Below are 17115 nucleotides of genomic sequence, written 5' to 3' on the forward strand. Positions count from 1 at the left end.
CGATCAGGCGACGTTCTTGGCGCGGCCGCGGCGGGCCGGCTTGGCCGGAGCGGCGGCCTTCTTGCCGAGACCGATCGACTTGGCGAAGGCGGAACGCTGCTCCGCATAGTTCGGGGCGGTCATCGGATAATCCGCGGGCAGGCCCCACTTGCGACGGTATTCGTCCGGAGTCATGCCATAGGCCGTGCGCAGATAGCGCTTCAGCATCTTCAGCTTCTTGCCGTCCTCAAGGCAAACGATGTAGTCCGGCATCACCGACTTCTTCACCGGTACGGCAGGACGCAGTTCCACCGCCTCCGGCTCCACCGGACGGCCCGTGCCCGACAGACTTTGATGGACGATCCGGATGAGGTTCGGAAGATCATTCACCGCGATCTGGTTCGAGCGGACATAAGACGCAACGATCTTACCCGTCATGGCGACCAGATCGGTGGCCGAATTCTCAGAACCGTCGGTGTCGCTGCTTTGCATGTCAGTTTCCTTCGAGAACGAATGATCCAGAACGGAGGATGGGCAAAGTGATGCGCAAAGCGCAAGCCTGTGCATCAGGTTTAACATGCAAATGTGTAATGTGTTTCATGCAGGACACGCGGACAGGCCGTCCAGTCGAACGGAAATAGTAGGCTCCGGTGATGAAATCGCTGCCCGTTCAGGCGGCGGAACGCGCGCGCTTTATCAGGTCGGCGTACCAGCGGGCGGAGGCTTTCGGCGTGCGTTTCTGCGATTCGAAGTCGACATGGACGATGCCGAAACGGTTGCCGTAACCGCTTCCCCACTCGAAATTATCGAGAAGCGACCAGACGAAGTAACCGCGCACATCCGCTCCGCCGCGAATCGCCTCGTGCATTGAGGCGTTATAGAGCCGCAGATAGTTGATTCGGTGCTGGTCGTCGATGACTCCCGATTCGTCCGGCGAATCGCTGCCGCCGCAGCCGTTTTCCGTAATGACGATGGGCATGCGGTAGCGGCGGGTGATCTCCATCAGTTCGTCACGAAACGCGTCGGGGAAAACCGCCCATCCGACGCCGTATGTCGGCGAATCGGGCGGTGCGTCTCCCCAGCCATAGCCCCAGGTGGTGTCGGGGTTTACGCGGGCGAAGATCGGGCCGTAATGGTTCAGCCCGAACCAGTCCATGGGCCGGCAGATCCGCGCCATATCGCCCGCCTGGAGATAAGGCTCGATGGCGCGGGCGACCCGCGGCGGGTAGTGGCCTAGGAACTGCGGGTCGCAGAAGGTCAGATTCCAATGCTCGTCCAGCAGGGCGGCGGCTTCCGCGTTCTCCGGCCGTCCGCCCTCCGGCAGCACCCGCTGGCGGTTGTGCACCGCCCCGATGGATGCGCCGGGAACCAGGGCGCGAATCGCGTCCACTCCGGCCCCATGGGCAAGATTGACATGGTGGATGGCACGCAGATGCTGGTCGCGGTCGGTGATGCCGGGGGCCGCCCAAGGAATGGCGTAACCGAACAGGGTGAAGACGGAGAACTCGTTGAAGGTGATCCAGCGTTTCACCCGGTCGCCGTAGCGCCGCGCCAGCAGCGTCGTGTAATCGGCGTACCAGCCGGCGCTGTCCCGGTCCGCCCAGCCGCCGCGGTCCTGCAGGGCTTGTGGCAGGTCCCAGTGATAGACGCACAGCCAGGGCTCGATTCCGGCCTCCAGCACCGTGTCGATCAGGCGGTCGTAGAAATCCAGACCCGGCTGGTTGACCGCTCCCCGTCCCCGCGGCAGCACCCTGGGCCACGCCACGGAGAACCGGTAGGCGCCGACTCCGATGTCCCGCATCAGCGCGACGTCCTCGGCGTAGCGGTGGTAATGGTCGCAGGCGACGTCGCCGCTGTCGCCGTTCACCACCCCGCCCGCCGTGCGGCAGCGCGTGTCCCAGATGCTGGGGCCTCGCCCGTCCACCGCCGCAGCGCCCTCGATCTGATAGGCGGAGGTGGAGACGCCCCAAACAAAATCCTTCGGCAGGCTCGTCATCGCCGTCTCCGTCCGCACCAATCACCCGTACCCATACTACCTTTGGCGGAATGGTCAAGAAACAGGCATAATGTCGAACGAACGGCTCGACGGAGCGGTCGCTTCTTGAAACCCAAAGCTGTGGAACGGCAAGCGATGCCTCCTCTCACCTCCGACTTTCCCAACGGCTTCCTGTGGGGAACCTCGACGTCGGCGTTCCAGGTCGAGGGAGCCGCGGCCGAGGACGGACGTGCGCCCAGCATCTGGGACAGCTTCTGCCGTCTGAAGGGCCGGGTGGACAACGGCGACACCGGCGACGTCGCCTGCGACCACTACCACCGCTACGCCGAGGACGTCGCGCTGATGCGGGACATCGGGGTCGGCGCCTACCGGTTCTCGATCTCCTGGCCGCGCGTCCTGCCGCGCGGGCGCGGGGTGCTGAACGAGGCCGGGCTGGACTTCTACGACCGCCTGATCGACCGGCTTCTGGAGGCCGGGATCGAGCCCTGGGCCTGCCTGTACCATTGGGACCTGCCGCAGGCCTTGCAGGACCGCGGCGGCTGGGCAAACCGGGACAGCGCCGGCTGGTACGCCGACTACGCCGTGCTCTGCGCCCGCCGCTTCGGCGACCGGGTGACGCGCTGGGCGACCTTCAACGAGTTCTCCGTCTTCACCCTGTTCGGCTACGCGCTGGGCTGGGGCGCGCCCAGCGTGTCCGACCGCGGGGAGCATCTGAAGGTCATCCATCACACGAACCTCGCCCACGGGGCCGGCGTGGACGTGCTGCGCGATCTGGTGCCGGACGCCTCCATCGGGGCGGTGCACAGCTTTCAGCCCTGCCGACCCGCCAACCCGTCGCCCGAGAACGTCGAGGCGGCGGCCCTGTTCGACGAGTTGTGGAACCTGTGCTTCCCCGATGCGCAGATCTTGGGTCGCTACCCGCCACGCATCGCCCGCGCCATCGAACCTTACGTCCAGGCGGGCGACATGGCGCGGATCTGCCGGCCGGTGGACTGGTTCGGCATGAACCACTACGCTCCCCTCTTCGCCCAGGCCGAGCCGGGCGCCGTTTGGGGTTGCGGCTTCGGCGCCCCGCCGGAGGGCATGCCGCGCACCGACATCGGCTGGCCGCTCCAGCCCAGCGCCTTCCACGAAGCCCTGATGCAGGCCACCGCGCGCTACCGCCTGCCGATCTACGTGACGGAGAACGGCTACGGCACCAAGGCGCCGGAGGCCCCGGACGCGCAGGGGATCGTGATGGACCGGGAGCGGCTGAACTATTTGCAGGCCTGCGTCGGCGAGATGGCCCGCGCGCTGAAGGACGGGGCCGACGTGCGCGGCTATTTCGTGTGGTCGCTGCTCGACAACTTCGAATGGGGTGGCGGCTACGGCACGCGGTTCGGCATCGTCCATGTGGACTTCGAAACGCAGACGCGCACGCCGAAGGAATCCGCCAAATGGTACGCGGCGCTGATCGGCGGGGCGCGGGCCGGTCAAACCGCCGCCGCGCCGGGGACGGGCAGGTTCGCCGGCCGCTCCTGAATCTCCTCGCCCGTGTAAACCGGACAATTCCGGCACACGCCGGGCAGGGCCGCCTCGTCGCCGGCCATCATGGCAAGCCTCACCGCCCGGTAGCGCTCACCGTTCCAGATGTCTTCGAGGGAGCCCTGCCTCAGGTTTCCCATGACCTCGATGCCGGAGATGTCGTAGCAGCAGAGCGTCACATCGCCGTTGGGACGGATCACCGATTCCGTGAAAGGCGCACCGCAGAATCCGCGGCGCCGTCCGGGATTGACGTCGACCGTCAGCGCCTCCTCCTCTCCCGTCTGCGTCCAGCCCGGCCATTTGTAGGCGTAGTTCGTGGCGATCGGCAGACCGGGAAAATCCTCGATCAGAAAGGCCGGAGTCGCAGCGGTCGGCGGATCCCCCGGGCGGCGCAGGACGTTGTTGGAGATGATCAACTGCACGCCGGCGGGTTCCAGGTATCGGCGCATCAGGGTCAGGTTCCGGCGCACCGTCGGATAGTGGGAACCCCGGCGGATGGCGTCGTTCTCCTCCGGCGAGCGGCCGTCGATCGACACGTAGATCTTTTCCACCCCGCAATCCGCCAGGGCGCGGCATCGCTCTTCGGTCGCCAGCATGGCGTTGGTGACGAAATGGATCTGATTGATCGACGTCTCGTCCCTCAGACGCCGGATCATGGATTCCAGTTGGGGATTCATCAGCGGCTCCCCTCCCAGATACATGACGCAACTGACCAGCGCCTCTATTCCCTTGAGATCCCGCAGGATGTGCTCGAACAGGTCCGCCTTCAGCAAACGGCGTTCGGTGCTGTGGTAGGCCACGCCGGTGGTGCAGTGACGGCAACGCAGGTTGCATGCGCTGGAGGACTCGAGGCGGACCCTCATCGGCAGCATGGCCGTTCCGTCGCTCCCCTGCCCGCTCCAGCCATTGAGGGCGACGGCGGCGGCTCGCCGGTAGTCATCGACATCGATGCAGCGCAGCACCAGCCGGTGCAGAGCCATTTTGGCTCCCAGCCTCACAGTCGCGTCCGCGGAATTGACCAGGGTGTGCAGGAGGGTGGTGGCCTCCTCGATGCGGCCGACCTCGGACAAGGCGAGGCCATGTTCGTAGACGAGGGGCTCCTGCCGGGGGTCCAGCCGGAGAGCGCGGCCATGGGTCCGTTCGGCGGCGACGGTTTCCCCCTGCCCCGCCTCGGCACGGCCGAGCGCCGTCAGCATGGCAGGGCGATGGGGTTCGAGAGCGACCGCGGCCCGCGCCTGGAGCGCGGCCCCCGAGGCGTCTCCGATGCGGTTGAGCACCCCCGCCAGATTGAGACGGCTGTTTGCCGCAAGCGGCTGCTGAACGACCGCCATCCGATAGGCCACCGCGGCCTCCAGCGACCGCTCCGCCTGGACCAGGGCGTTGCCGTGGTTGAAGTGGCACTCGGGAAAGACCGGCCGCAGCACCGTCGCGCGGCGATAGGAGTCGAGCGCCTTCTCAAGATCGCCCGCTTGCCGCAACGCACCGCCGAGGACATGCAGCGCCTCCGCCGATCCGGGATTGGCCGCGACCGCGCAGGACAGGCGCGCGCAGGCCGCCTCGGCGGCCCCCGACTGCAAAGCGACCAGCCCCCACAGCCGCAGCGTGTCCGCATGGTCCGGCACCGCGTGCAGCACGGTGCGGTAAGCCGTATCCGCTTCCGGCAGGCGTCCCTGCTGATGCAGCGCCACCGCCTGCCGGAAGCTCACGGAAAAATCCTGCATGACCCCAGCCCCCTGCACCTGCGTCCCCATCGAGTCGTCGCGGCTCAAGGAAGCGCTCCCACGACGGGAAATGCAATCCCATGGATCACGCTTCGGGGAGATGGTTGAGCACGATGGATTCCCTGGGATAGAAACATCCATCACCCCGACGAACCAGGGACGTTCTCCATGAGTGCGCCAGTTCCTTCCGATACGCTCCTGGCGAACGCGATGGCTCTGCACCGGACCGGCAACCTTGCCGGCGCCGAACCGCTGTACCGCACCCTCCTGGAACGGCATCCCGACCATCCCGATGCGCTGCATCTCCTCGGGGTGCTGCGGAGCCAGGCCGGCGATCCGGCGGAGGGAGCTTCCCTGATCGCCGGGGCCATCGCCCGCCGCGGCAACGTCGCCGCCTACCACGCCAACCTCGCGCTTGCACTGAAGGCGCTCGGGCGCTTCGACGAGGCGGAGGCGGCGCTGCGGAGCGCCATCGCCCTGGCTCCGGGAGTGGGGCCGCTCGTCGCGCTGGGGGGCGTGCGGCGGGCCGGCGGTCGTCATGCCGAGGCGCTGGCCGTCTATTGCGCCGCCCAGACCATTGATCCGGGTGACGGTGCCGCACAGGAGGGGATCGCCCATGCCGTCTCTGAGCTCGCCAGGATGGACTCCGGCAAGCCGGCCTCGGCCCTGACGGCCTACCGCCGGGCCTTCCGGCTCCGCCCCGCCGCGCCCTTCGCGGCTTACAATCTCGCCCTGACGCTTCAGAAGGCCGGGGAAACCGGGGCCGCCATTCCGGTTTTCCAGGCGGCGGCGGCCCTCGACCCGGCCGAGCCGGCGGTGCTGTCCGGGCTCGGGCTGGCCCTGCTCTCGGTGAGGTGCGGCGACCGGGCCGCCGCGATTCGCGCGCAGGCAATCCTCGCGCGGGTGGTCCGGCTGCGCCCCCGCGACGCGCAAGACCGCTTCCATCTGGCCGAGGCCGCCCAGGCGGCGGGGGATGCCGACCGCGCCGCGACGGCCTATAAGGACACGGCGGCCCTGCGCCCGACGGACTACACGGCGTGGGAGAACGCCGCCCTTCTCGACGCGCGCGGCGACCGTCTGGCCGCTCTCGCCGTCCATGCCGGCGGGCTGATGGCCGCGGCGCGGGCGAAGCATCTGTTCTGGAAGGCGCCCGTCTACATCGCCATGCATGTGGCGAACAACCGGATCGCGGCGGAACGCCCGGACGCCGCGAAGCAGGCGCTCGACCACTTCCGTCAGGCCGCGGCGGACGAGAACCGGGACCTGCTGCCCTGGATCGATTTCCTGCGCGGCTCGCTGCTCCTGCGCATGCCGGGGGACGAGGCGGCGGGGGACGAGGCGGCAGAGAACAAGGCGGCAGGCCGGGCCGTGCTGAAGACGCTGGTCCCCGCCCTGCCCTTTCTGCGCCACGTCACGTTCGGCGACGATTTCGACGCCCTCTGCCGGTCGGTTTCGCCAGAGGAACGCGCGGACCACCGGGCCGGCTTCCAGTCGGAACCAGCCGCCGAAGGTGCGGGACCGTTGCTGTTCGCAGCCTGTGACGACCGTTATCTGCGGCTGTTCGCGGCCCCTCTTCTGCTGACGGTGGACGCCTTCTGCGGCGAGGGGCAGCGGGTCCACCTCCACATCGCCGACCCCGGCCTGGACATCGCGGAAGTCGTCGCCGGCCTGCGGGCGCCGCTGCGGCGCTGCCGCCTCACCGTCAGCACCGAGCGGACGCCGCCGGATCTCGATCCGGCAAGCCGGTGCACCCTCTACACCTGCCTGCGCCTGATGAGGGCGCCGGACGTGCTGGCCCTCCACGGGCATCCGCCGCTGGTCATGATCGACATCGACGCCCTGCTGCCGATTGACCCGCGACGCCTCGTCGACGCCATGGCGCCGGAAGAGGAGGCGATGCTCATCCATCGCCCGGACAGTTTGGACTATCTCTACAACACCATCAGCAACGGCCTGATCGTGCTGCGCCCGAGCGATGCCATGCTGGAAGTCCTGGAGCGCACGGCCACCGTCCTCCTGCATTGGCAGCGGCAGCGCAGCATGGCCTATTTCCTCGACCAGATGGCGCTGATCCAGGGGTTCGCGGATGTCGAACGCCGGCGCGGCGCGGTCGGCATCCTGCCGATCGAGGAACTGGGCCGCCGCCTTGGCGTGTCCAACGTCTTCCTGCCCTTTTTCGACGAGAAGCACCGCGCCGGTTTCACCGAACAGATGTCCGCGCTGACGGCCCGCATCCATGAGGAAACGCGGACCGCGGGCCGCTCCGAGGAGGAGCGTCGCGCCGCCTTGACCGACTTGGTGCGCCGGCTTCAGGCCGCGACGCCCACGCCGCGGTAGAAGGTCCCCTACTCCGCCACCGCCGCAACTCTCCGGTCCCCGCAGGTCTCCTCGCGCATGCGGACGGTGTCGCCCACCCGTTCAAGCACCAGCTTGCGGCGGTGATGCGCCTCCAAGCCGGGGTGGCTGCCGATGGTGATCAGGGTGGCGTCGGGGAACTCGCTGTCGACCAGACGCAACATCGCCTCCTCGGTTCGCGGGTCCAGGCTGCCGGTGGCGTCTTCCAGGAAGATCCAGTCGGGGCGGCGGATCAGCAGGCGGGCGAAGCCCAGCAACTGCTGCTCCGGCACCGCCAGAACCTCGTCCCAGCTGTCCGGCTCGTCCAGCCGCGTCCGCAGATGGCCGAGGCCGACCCGCTCCAGCGCCTCCGCCGCCGTGGCATCGCCCACCGTCTCCGCCCCCAGGGGGTAGCTGAGAGCGGCGCGCAGCGTGTCGTGCGGCAGGTAGGGGCGTTCGGCCATGAAGAACACGCGGGTGAGCGACGGCAGGACGATGCGTCCCCCGCCCCAGGGCCAGACCCGCGCCACCGCCCGGAACAGCCGCACCGCCGCCGCCGGATCGCCGACGATCAGCAGCCGCTCGCCGGGGCGGATCTCCAGGTCGAACGGCTCCACCACCCGGCGCCCATCCGGTTCGGCGATGGACAGCCCGTGGAAGCTCAGGCAATGCTCGCCGTCGCTGCGCTCCACCGCAATGCGCTCGGTCCCTTCCCCGTCGATCTCGCGGTCCAGACGCTGGAGCGCCTCGTGCAGGCCCAGCACGCGCTCCACCGACGCCTTCCATTCCGCCGCGCGGGCGAGGTTGTCGATCGGCCAGGACAGGGCGCCCACCGTCTGCTGGAAGGCCTGCGCCGTCTGCATCAGCACGCCGAGCGAGATGGCCCCGGCGATGTAACTGGGCGAGGCGACGAGGATCGGAAAGACGGCGGACAGCACCGAATAGGCGGCGCTGAAGACCATCATGTTGGAGAGCGCGTGCGTCTGGCCGTTCCAGCCGCGCTGCACCCCGCCGAACAGCACGCCCAGGCGTTGACGCTCCCCCGACTCCCCGTGAAGAAGCGCCACGTCCTGCGCGTTCTCGCGCACGCGGGCAAGCCCGAAGCGGAAGGACGCCTCGTGCCCCTGCCGCCGGTTCACCGCCCTCACCAGCGGCTTTCCCATCAGCAGGGCGATGCTCGTGCCGACGGCCGCGTAGACCAGCGCGATGTAGAGCAGATAGCCCGGCACATGGACGGTGCTTCCGGCCAGCGTCACCTCCGGCGCGCCGGACAGCCGCCACAGAATGTTGGTGAAGCTGATCAGCAGCAGCGCGCAGTAGGACAGCGACAGGACGAGGTCGATCGCCGCCTCGGTCGCGATGCGGATGTCCTCGGCGATGCGGCCGTCCGGGTTATCGTGGTCGCCGGACAGGTAGGTCACCTGATGCTGCCGCCCGCGCGTCAGCCAGTCGCCCAGCAGTTTCTGCGTCAGCCATGTCCGCCAGCCCAGCTGCAAGCGGCGCTTCACCCGCAGATGCAGGATGGTGTTGACGATGTTGAACAGGATGATGCCGCCCGCCGCCGCGATCATCAGCACGAAGCGGTCCATGGAGCGCTGCTCCAGCGCGTCGAACAGATGCTGGCTCCACAGGTTCAGCAGGATGGGAACCACCACCTGCCCGACCGTCAGGAGCCCCAGCGCCCCGGCGAGAAGCCACACCGTCCAGGTCCGCCCGCCCGAGCGGGAAGCCCCTGACCAGAAGCCACCGGCAAGATGAAGGAAACGGCGGGTGAAGCCGGACCGGTCCGGCGTCCTGGACGCGATCGACATGGCCCTTCCACCCCCTGGGCTTGAAGCAAGACCTCCTTTACCCTAACGAACAGTTTATTACCAACAGCTTGCCCCGCAGCGCACCAAAGGATTGGTGCGCCGCCACAAAGTCATTGCCGGTCACGGCGTGGCGGCGACCCCGTCCATCACCGGCAGGGCGGGCGGGTTGGCCCAAGCGGTGCGGGAATCGATCTCCACTTCGAAATCGGAAAAGATGGTGCGTCCGTACAGGCCATGGCCGCGGTCCGGAATGTCGGTGAAAAGATGGAGCGCCATCGGACCCGACCAGGGCGCCGCCAGGGCCGCCAACAGGTCGAGCGGACGGCGCGGCTCCTCCAGCACCATCCAGCCGCTGGAGGCGAGGATGCCCTGCTCCCGTTCCGCCTCGTCCACCGTTAGCGACGACGGTGCCACTACCAGCTTGCAGGCGATGGCGGTGCGGCAGCGCGGGTCGTCGATCACCGCCCGTGCCCGCACCGCCACGGCACCCGGAACCTCGTCCAGCGGGATGTGGGCCGCCGTGACGACGCCATGGAGCGGGTGGAGCAGGACGCGCCCACCACGCAGCAGGCCGAACCAGGGGAAGGTCGCCTCGAACTCGCGGCCCTTGCGCAGTTGCGCCAGCACCGGCTGGGTGAGCGGCCAGACCATATGCTCCGGCGCGGGATGCAGCGCCAGATGCGCCGCCGCGCCATACTCCAGCCCCGGCAGCCCGCCCCACAGCCGCAGTGCCAGCATGGCTGGCTGCCCGACGGCACGGGCCGGCGGCGCGACGGCGTATTCGTCGAGCAGACCGGCCTGGGCCAGCGACAGGCGCGGCGCCTCCGTCACCACCCCGATGGCGCTGATCCGCAGGTCGAGAAGCCGATCCATCCGGGTGGAGGCGGCGGACAGGCGCAGCGACAGCCAGCCGGACCGCAGATCACCAAAGGACAACCTCCATTCCGCAAGGGACTCGCCGGATTCCACCCCGGTCAGGGCAACGGCGAGCACCCCGCTTCCCTTCGGCGCCTGGTCGAGATGCAGGTCGAGCCCCGCCAGCCCCCGCGCGCCCGACGGCAGGCGCTGGACGATTTCAGCCGCCCCCGCGGTGTTCCGGCCATGGCGCAGCGGCACTGGCAGCGCTCCGACCGGGCGCGGCGAGGCGAAGACCAGCCGCGGCGGGCTGAGGCGCAGGGCATCCAGAAGCTCCACCGCCTCCGGCGGCAGGCGGGCGGAGCGGCCCCACTCCTCTCGCAAGGTGGACAAGGTCTGCTGAAGCCCGGCGTTGCGGCGGTGCAGTCCGTCGATTTCCCCGAAAGCCTGCGCCAGCAGGCCACGCAGAAGCGTGGACGCATCGCCTGTCATCTGCGGTGGCGCGCTGTCCGGCCCGCCGGCCTCCTCCCACCAGCCGAGCAGCCGCTCAGCGTCCCGCCGCGCCGCCTCGTCGCCCGACCACAGCGCCCGGACGGCGGCGGGCGGGATCGCCAGCGCGCGCAACGCCTCGCCCTCCTCCGGCTCGGTGTCCCCGGACAGCAGCAGATAGCCGCCGTCGTGACGGACCAGCCGCAGCAGGCGAAGGGGAACGGTGCCCGCTTCCAAACTCGTGTCGGTGCCGACGGCGATGATTTTCGGCGTGCCGTCGTAGAGGGAGGCGAACTGGGCCGCAGGGGCGGAGAGCTTCATGACGATGACACCCTTCTCAGGCGGCCGCGGAGGTTTCGGGAAGACACGAGGACAGAGACGCGCAGGCGGTCCAATCGGGATCGGTATCCGGCTCCGCCGCATCCTCCCAGCGCCGCAGCTTGTCCGGTGGGAATCCCAGCGCTTGGCAGAGGCGGAAGGTCCGGGCGTCGAGGGGCACGACGGTCTGGTAGGCGTGCTCGAAGGCGGCGCAGCCGTTGACCGCGTCAGCCAGGAACGGCGCGTCCGGGACGGTGGACGCCCCCAGCAGCGCCCAGCCCGTCACGCCGAGCGCGCGCAGCCGGCCCATCAGCGGATGCGCGCCGCTGTGCCGCACGGTCACGACCAGATCGAAGACGGCCAACGTGCCGACCGCCAGATCCTCCTCCACCGCATCCCAGGGACGCAGCGGCGTGCCCAGATAGGCGTCGCGGTGGGCCAGCGGGCGTTCCGGCAGCACCAGCGGCGACGGGTGAGGGATGACGGACGCGAACGCCTCAACCAACGCTGCGGCCAGGGTCAGGTCCCTGTCCCCCAACGCCACCAGATGCGCGTCATAACCCTTCCCGGCCAGCCAGCGAGCCATACGGGCGGCGGTTTCCAGCGCCCCCACGTCGGCGGGATCGGCCACCAGCGCGGCCAAGCGCCGGTGTCCCGCGGGGGGAAGCAGCGGCAGCACCGAGGGCAGCCGATGCACCGTCTGGTAGACATCCTCCGGCGTGGCGACCCCGGCGCGGTAGCGGTCGATGGGCGCCGCCGCCCAGCCGCCGTTGGACGGCCGCGACCACGCCGCGGCCATCGCCTCGCGCAGCGTGGACAGGGCGGCATCGGCGCCGGCCGGCGGTTGCACCGCGCCGGGCAGCGCCAGGGTGAGGCTCAGCCGAGCCTCGGCGCAGGGCTTCCGGGGGTCCCGCTCCAGCAAAGGGGTGCCCGCCGGCTGGCGCCGAACGAGGTCGAGCAGGGCCGCGGTGGGCAGCATCGCCACCGCCGCCCCGCCGTCCGGCAAGGGGAACGGCGCGTCCGCCTGCAATCCTACGGGCGCGCCGGACCAGGACAGCGCGCAACCACTCTCCGCCGCCCGCGCCGTCACTTCGGCGCGCACCAGGGTCGCCTGGGCCGCCGCTCGTTCCAGAACCCACAGGGCGCCGCGCAGCAGGCGGGAACGCTTCAGCAATTCGTAAAGGCCCGAGTCCATCACCGCCAGCAGGCCGGGACACTCCCCATAACCGGGCCGCTCCGGCGCGCGCAGGACGCGGCGCACGAAATCGGCGAGCGGCACGTCCTCTTCGCCCAGCGCGGGGTCGGTGACGCAGCGGACGACGGCGCGGTCGGGCAGGTAAACGGCGTAGCGCCGGCCGACGGCGGCCTCCGCCCGCAGCACGGCCCGGACCGCGAACAGCGCGGGGTGGCGCTTCTGGATGTGGGTCAGGATGGGGCGGTAATCGCGCTCGGATTCGGTCAGCATGCTCTCGCCGCGGCGGCGGTAGCCGAAGCCGGTGCCCGGCACATGGACGCCGTGGAAGCCGCGCTCCAGCCCTTGCAGCCAGAACTCCCAGTCCTCGCTGCCCTGGCGCATCGCCTCGTCAAAGCGGGCGCCGCTGTCCAGCAGGCGGCGCGACGCCATGCTGCCCGCCTCGCTGACGTTGCGGAACAGATGCTCCAGCGGCGAATAGGCGCCGGACATGTCGCAGAACTCGAAGAAGCCGAACTTGTCGACGTCCGGATAGGCCCAGCCGACCTCCGGGCCCGCGGCCCGCAGCGCGTCCAGCATGCGTTGCAGCAGATGGGGCCGGATGCGGTTGTCGGAATCGAGGAAGTAGACCGCCTCCAGCGCCGGAAAGGCGTCCAACGCGAAGGCGATCCCACTGTTGCGCGCCGCGCTCAGCCCGGCGTTGCGCTTGTGCAGGTGATAGAGCCGCCCCGGATGGGCCGCCGCGAACTCCCGGCACACCCGCCCGGTCTCCGGGAAGGGGCAGCCGTCGTTGACCACGACCACGGCGTAGGCGAAGTCCGTGTCCTGGGCGAGCGCGGTGGACAGCGCCTCGACCAGCAGGCCCGAATGCTTGTAGGTCGGCACGACGATCGCCGCGCGGACGTCTTCGGCGTCACCGGACCCTGAAGCTGAAGCGGTGTGAGTTCCAACGGAATGCATGGGCGAACGCAGTGGTGACACGACACCGTCGATAGCACCGCTTCCGCTTGACTCCGATGTGACAATTCGGGGACAGGAATGTTTGGGCCGGCAGCCACCCTATGCTTGAACTCGGATGATATGAAAAAGCCAAATCTCAGTACATCGCAGGCTACTTGTTCGCGTTCCCCAAAGCCATTTGGGACGTCCCTTCCTCGGACAGATACTTCTGCGCAAAATCCTTGGACTGGCCCAAAAGCACCTTGTCAAAGGTCCCGGAGTGGAAACCCAGATCCTTTAATTTCTGTCCGGCCGCTTGCTCTTTCGACGTTGCGAAGAAACGTTCATCGCCCCCTTTGAGGGTGTAGGCTTTCATGGGCATGCCGATACCAGCCAGTTGATCCCAGGAATCCTGCATGTCCTTCAGGTCTGCACTCAGCTTACTCAGCGCAGCCAAGCGGTCTTGAGGGCTCATTCCAGGCCGATCCATGGCAGCGCGCCGGCTTTCCAACTCCGACTCCATGCGATCCGAGATGGCCTTCATGCTCTGCTGGCGCGCCGCTCCGTCAGGGGTGCGCCCGGCCTCGGCGTCCTCCCTCGCGGACTGCCAGAACGCCTTCTTGCGCTCCGATTTCAATGCGGACGACAGCGCGTCGTTAAGTTCGTCCGCCGACAGCGCCCCGCTGGAGACGAGCTTGCCCAGCGACGTCCGATCATCCGCCGACAAGTTCTTGAACAGGTCGAGTGCGTCGCCCTTGAGCGCCGACGCCAGATCGCTGAGATCGACCTTGTCGGTCTTGGAGGAGGCCGGTCCGGTCCCGTCCGTGGCGCCGGCCTTCGCAGCGGCGGGTTTCGCCTGCACGGAGGCCGCGGCGGTGGCCTGGAACAAGGATGCCGAAACGTCGGAAATTCCCATGGCTTCCTCCGGTGATCCTGAACGCAGGGCGTGCGATACCGGACCATCTGCAGCCAATATTGTGAAGAATAAATTAATACGAAATTCTTACTTTTCTAATGATTAGCTCTCGAACCATCAATGATCCGAAATCTTCGTTCCCCGTAAGAAGAACAGACTGACGGAGCATCGCTCCGCACAGCCCGCTCTCCTGTTCTTCACGCGAGATCAAGCCGCCCGCTCTTTGCCACCTCGCTCAGGAAGCGGTAGCTGTCCTTGGGCGTGCGGACCAGCGTGTCATAGTCGACGCGAACGATGCCGAACCGCTTCGACAGGCCGAAGGCCCATTCGAAATTGTCCAGCAAGCTCCAGCACAGATAGCCCTTCACGTTGCAGCCATCGGCCAGGGCGCGGCCGACCGACGCCACATGGTCGCGCAGGAAGGCCACGCGCTCCGCATCGTGCACCTGCCCGTCCGGCGTCACCACGTCGTCGTAGGCCGCACCATTCTCGGCGACGAAGACGGCGGGATTGCCGTAGTCGCGCCTGAACTCCATCAGCAGGTCGTAGAGCCCGTCGGGCTGGACCGGCCAAGCCATGGCGGTCCAGCGGTCGCAATGGGCGTCGCCCCACCACACGTCGAACGGATGCCCCGTCTCGTGCTTCATGGTCATGCGCGAGTAGTAGTTGATGCCCAGCAGGTCGATGGGGAAGCGGATCGCCTCCTCGTCACCGGGCAGCACGAAATCCTTCATCCGCTCGGCCATCAGGTCGGGGATCTTGCCGCGCATCACGCCGTCCAGGGCCACCCGGTTCCACACCGCGTCCCAGCGGGCCGCCGCCGCGACGTCCTCCGGCCGGTCGCTCTCGGCCCGGCAGGGCTGGAGGTTGATGACGGTGCCGAGCGTCAGGCCGGAATGCTCCGCCGACAGGGCGCGGAGCGCCGCCCCTTGCGCCAGATTCTGGTGGTGCAGCGCGCGAAGGATGCCCGTCTCGCCCAGTTTATGGCCGGGCGCGTGCTCGCCCGTGCCGTAGCCGTGGGTGGCGACCACGTTCGGCTCGTTCAGCATCATCCAATCCTTCACCCGGTCGGCGAGCCGGGCGGCGACGATGCGGGCGTAGTCGGCGAAGGGGCCGACGATCTCCCGGCCCTGCCAGCCCCCGCGGTCTTCCAGCGGCTGCGGCAGGTCCCAATGGTACAGACAGGCCATCGGCCGGATGCCGGCGGCCAACAACCCGTCCACCAGCCGGTCGTAGAAGTCGAGCCCCGCCGCGTTCACCGCCCCCGTCCCGCTCGGCAGGATGCGCGGCCAAGCGATGGAGAAGCGGTAGGCGTTGAAGCCCGCGTCCTTCAGCAGGGCGATGTCCTCCGCCCAGCGGTGGTAATGGTCGCAGGCGACGGCGGCGCTGCTGCCGTCCTGGATGCGCCCGGCCTCGGTGAAGGTGTCCCACACGCAGGGACCGCGCCCACCCTCGTGAATTGCCCCCTCGATCTGATACGCCGCCGTGGACGCCCCCCACAGGAAGTCCTTGGGAAAAGTGAAGAGTGCCATGACGGGGCCTCCCTTGAAGTGATTATGCTGCGGGCGCACTGTTGCGAGCGCGAAGGGCATGTTGCGCGAGCGAAGAGGCGACCACACTTATTCCGACCATCAGGTATAGTCTCTTCGTCTTAACAAGTGTATGCTTCGCCCAAGGCGGCTGCCCTGACAAATCAGCACAGCAGCATTCCCGCCGGCGGGAGGCGTCCCATGGTCATTACCACTCCCAAAACCACCAAGATCGTCTTTCTGGGCGCCGGCAGCGCGGCCTTCGGGCTGAGCATGTACCGCGACCTCTTCACCACGACGGAACTGGCGGGCAGCACGCTGACTCTGGTCGACACGAATCCGGCGGCGCTCGACCGCATGACGGCGCTCGCCCGTCTGCTGAACGCCAAGGGCGACGCCGGCCTGATCATCGAACAGACCACCGACCGCCGCGCCGCCCTGCAAGGGGCGGAATTCGTCGTCAACTCCGTCGCCATTGACCGCAACCGCTTGTGGAAGCTCGATTTCGAGGTGCCGAAAAAGCACGGCATCCGCCACACGCTGGGCGAGAACGGCGGACCCGGCGGCCTGTTCTTCACGCTGCGCACCCTGCCCCTGATCTTCGACTTCGCCCGCGACATCGAGGAGCTGTGCCCGGACGCCCGGTTCATCAACCTGTCAAATCCGGAAAGCCGCGTCGTCCTCGGCCTCGGCAAATACACCAAGGTCAAGACGCTGGGGCTGTGCCACGGCATCTTCCTGGCGCGCTGGTTCATCTGCCAGATCCTCGGCATGGCCGAAAAGGACGTGGAGGTCTGGGGGGCCGGGCTAAACCACTTCCAGTGGCTGATGCACATCCGCGACAAGGCGAGCGGGCGCGACCTCTACCCGCTGCTGCGCGAGCGGGAGAAGACCCACGACCCGGCCTTCACACCGCTGACCCGCCGCCTGTTCACCAGCTTCGGCCTGTGGCCGACCTGCAGCGACGATCATATGGGCGAATACCTTCCCTACGGCTGGGAAGGCGGGGAGCACGGATTCGACTTTGCGGAGGACGAGCGCGGGCGCGGCATCCTCAACGCGCTGATGGACGGAACGATCGCCGGAACGACGCCGGTGCCCGACGACTGGACGCAGCCATCCTGGGGCGAGCGGGCCGTGCAGGTCATCGCCGGGGTTCTGCACAACCAGAAGCGCTTCATTGAATCGGGGATCGTCTACAATCAGGGCGCCATCCCCAACCTGCCGCCCGATCTGGCGGTGGAGGTGCCGCTGCTGGCCGACGCGGCGGGCGTTCACCCGGTCTCGCTCGGCCCCCTGCCCGACCCGATCGCCAAACTGCTGCACGTCCAGGCAAGCGTGCAGCAACTGTCCGTCGAAGCGGCGGTCCACGCCTCGAAGGACTTGGCGCTCCAGGCTCTGCTGATCGACCCGGTGGTGAATTCCACCGACGCCGCCGTGAAGATCCTGGACGAGCTGTGGGAGGCGAACCGGCCCTACATCCGTCCCTGTGTGTAGGAACGCGCAGGGCCG

Annotated in this window: 11 protein-coding genes; 3 read left to right on the top strand and 8 right to left on the bottom strand. The window is 68.3% G+C overall.

Features of this window, described 5'->3' with window-relative positions; genetic code table 11:
- Positions 1-3 precede the first annotated feature (3 nt).
- Entirely contained in the window at positions 4-471 is a 468-nt protein-coding gene (locus ACWPN7_RS31010; RefSeq protein ID WP_051658475.1) for a Ros/MucR family transcriptional regulator, read from the bottom strand.
- A gap of 178 nt (positions 472-649) precedes the next feature.
- Complete coding sequence (locus tag ACWPN7_RS31015) at positions 650-1975, bottom strand: GH1 family beta-glucosidase (protein ID WP_459197088.1); 1326 nt, start codon at positions 1973-1975, stop codon at positions 650-652.
- A 135-nt stretch (positions 1976-2110) separates the two neighbouring features.
- On the opposite strand from ACWPN7_RS31015, the gene ACWPN7_RS31020 reads away from it, so the two are divergent.
- Positions 2111-3496: a GH1 family beta-glucosidase gene (locus ACWPN7_RS31020; protein ID WP_459197087.1), complete on the top strand. Its 1386-nt coding sequence runs from the start codon at positions 2111-2113 to the stop codon at positions 3494-3496.
- Here ACWPN7_RS31020 and ACWPN7_RS31025 read toward each other — a convergent pair.
- Positions 3448-5268 (bottom strand): radical SAM protein, encoded by a 1821-nt coding sequence (locus ACWPN7_RS31025; RefSeq protein WP_459197086.1) that lies wholly within the window; start codon positions 5266-5268, stop codon positions 3448-3450. The genes ACWPN7_RS31020 and ACWPN7_RS31025 overlap by 49 nt on opposite strands.
- 162 nt (positions 5269-5430) lie before the next feature.
- Here ACWPN7_RS31025 and ACWPN7_RS31030 point away from each other — a divergent pair, with 162 nt between their 5' ends.
- Positions 5431-7557 (top strand): tetratricopeptide repeat protein, encoded by a 2127-nt coding sequence (locus ACWPN7_RS31030; protein WP_459197085.1) that lies wholly within the window; start codon positions 5431-5433, stop codon positions 7555-7557.
- 8 nt (positions 7558-7565) lie between these two features.
- Here the strand turns inward: ACWPN7_RS31030 and ACWPN7_RS31035 are convergent, their stop codons facing one another.
- From ACWPN7_RS31035 to ACWPN7_RS31055, 5 genes are all read right to left on the bottom strand, one after another.
- On the bottom strand, positions 7566-9365 hold the full coding sequence (locus ACWPN7_RS31035; RefSeq protein ID WP_407824573.1) for an ABC transporter ATP-binding protein/permease: 1800 nt from the start codon (positions 9363-9365) through the stop codon (positions 7566-7568).
- A 120-nt stretch (positions 9366-9485) separates the two neighbouring features.
- Entirely contained in the window at positions 9486-11030 is a 1545-nt protein-coding gene (locus ACWPN7_RS31040; protein ID WP_459197084.1) for a DUF6212 domain-containing protein, read from the bottom strand.
- Between the two features lie 16 nt (positions 11031-11046).
- Positions 11047-13104 carry a glycosyltransferase family 2 protein gene (locus ACWPN7_RS31045; protein WP_459197083.1) on the bottom strand — a complete coding sequence of 686 codons (2058 nt, stop codon included), beginning with the start codon at positions 13102-13104 and terminating at the stop codon, positions 11047-11049.
- Between the two features lie 226 nt (positions 13105-13330).
- Positions 13331-14074, bottom strand: a complete 744-nt coding sequence (locus ACWPN7_RS31050; RefSeq protein WP_459197082.1) for a hypothetical protein — start codon at positions 14072-14074, stop codon at positions 13331-13333.
- A gap of 197 nt (positions 14075-14271) precedes the next feature.
- Positions 14272-15606 (bottom strand): GH1 family beta-glucosidase, encoded by a 1335-nt coding sequence (locus ACWPN7_RS31055; RefSeq protein ID WP_459197081.1) that lies wholly within the window; start codon positions 15604-15606, stop codon positions 14272-14274.
- 198 nt (positions 15607-15804) lie between these two features.
- On the opposite strand from ACWPN7_RS31055, the gene ACWPN7_RS31060 reads away from it, so the two are divergent.
- Complete coding sequence (locus ACWPN7_RS31060) at positions 15805-17100, top strand: family 4 glycosyl hydrolase (protein WP_456529493.1); 1296 nt, start codon at positions 15805-15807, stop codon at positions 17098-17100.
- Positions 17101-17115: the final 15 nt, after the last annotated feature.

The sequence above is a fragment of the Azospirillum sp. UENF 312511 genome, from assembly GCF_058780635.1.

What these genes read in the sequence shown, in the direction of transcription:
- ACWPN7_RS31010 (WP_051658475.1), bottom strand. Translation starts at nt 471, where the DNA reads ATGCAAAGCAGCGACACCGACGGTTCTGAGAATTCGGCCACCGATCTG.
- ACWPN7_RS31015 (WP_459197088.1), bottom strand. Translation starts at nt 1,975, where the DNA reads ATGACGAGCCTGCCGAAGGATTTTGTTTGGGGCGTCTCCACCTCCGCC.
- ACWPN7_RS31020 (WP_459197087.1), top strand. Translation starts at nt 2,111, where the DNA reads ATGCCTCCTCTCACCTCCGACTTTCCCAACGGCTTCCTGTGGGGAACC.
- ACWPN7_RS31030 (WP_459197085.1), top strand. Translation starts at nt 5,431, where the DNA reads ATGGCTCTGCACCGGACCGGCAACCTTGCCGGCGCCGAACCGCTGTAC.
- ACWPN7_RS31035 (WP_407824573.1), bottom strand. Translation starts at nt 9,365, where the DNA reads ATGTCGATCGCGTCCAGGACGCCGGACCGGTCCGGCTTCACCCGCCGT.
- ACWPN7_RS31040 (WP_459197084.1), bottom strand. Translation starts at nt 11,030, where the DNA reads ATGAAGCTCTCCGCCCCTGCGGCCCAGTTCGCCTCCCTCTACGACGGC.
- ACWPN7_RS31050 (WP_459197082.1), bottom strand. Translation starts at nt 14,074, where the DNA reads ATGGGAATTTCCGACGTTTCGGCATCCTTGTTCCAGGCCACCGCCGCG.
- ACWPN7_RS31055 (WP_459197081.1), bottom strand. Translation starts at nt 15,606, where the DNA reads ATGGCACTCTTCACTTTTCCCAAGGACTTCCTGTGGGGGGCGTCCACG.
- ACWPN7_RS31060 (WP_456529493.1), top strand. Translation starts at nt 15,805, where the DNA reads ATGGTCATTACCACTCCCAAAACCACCAAGATCGTCTTTCTGGGCGCC.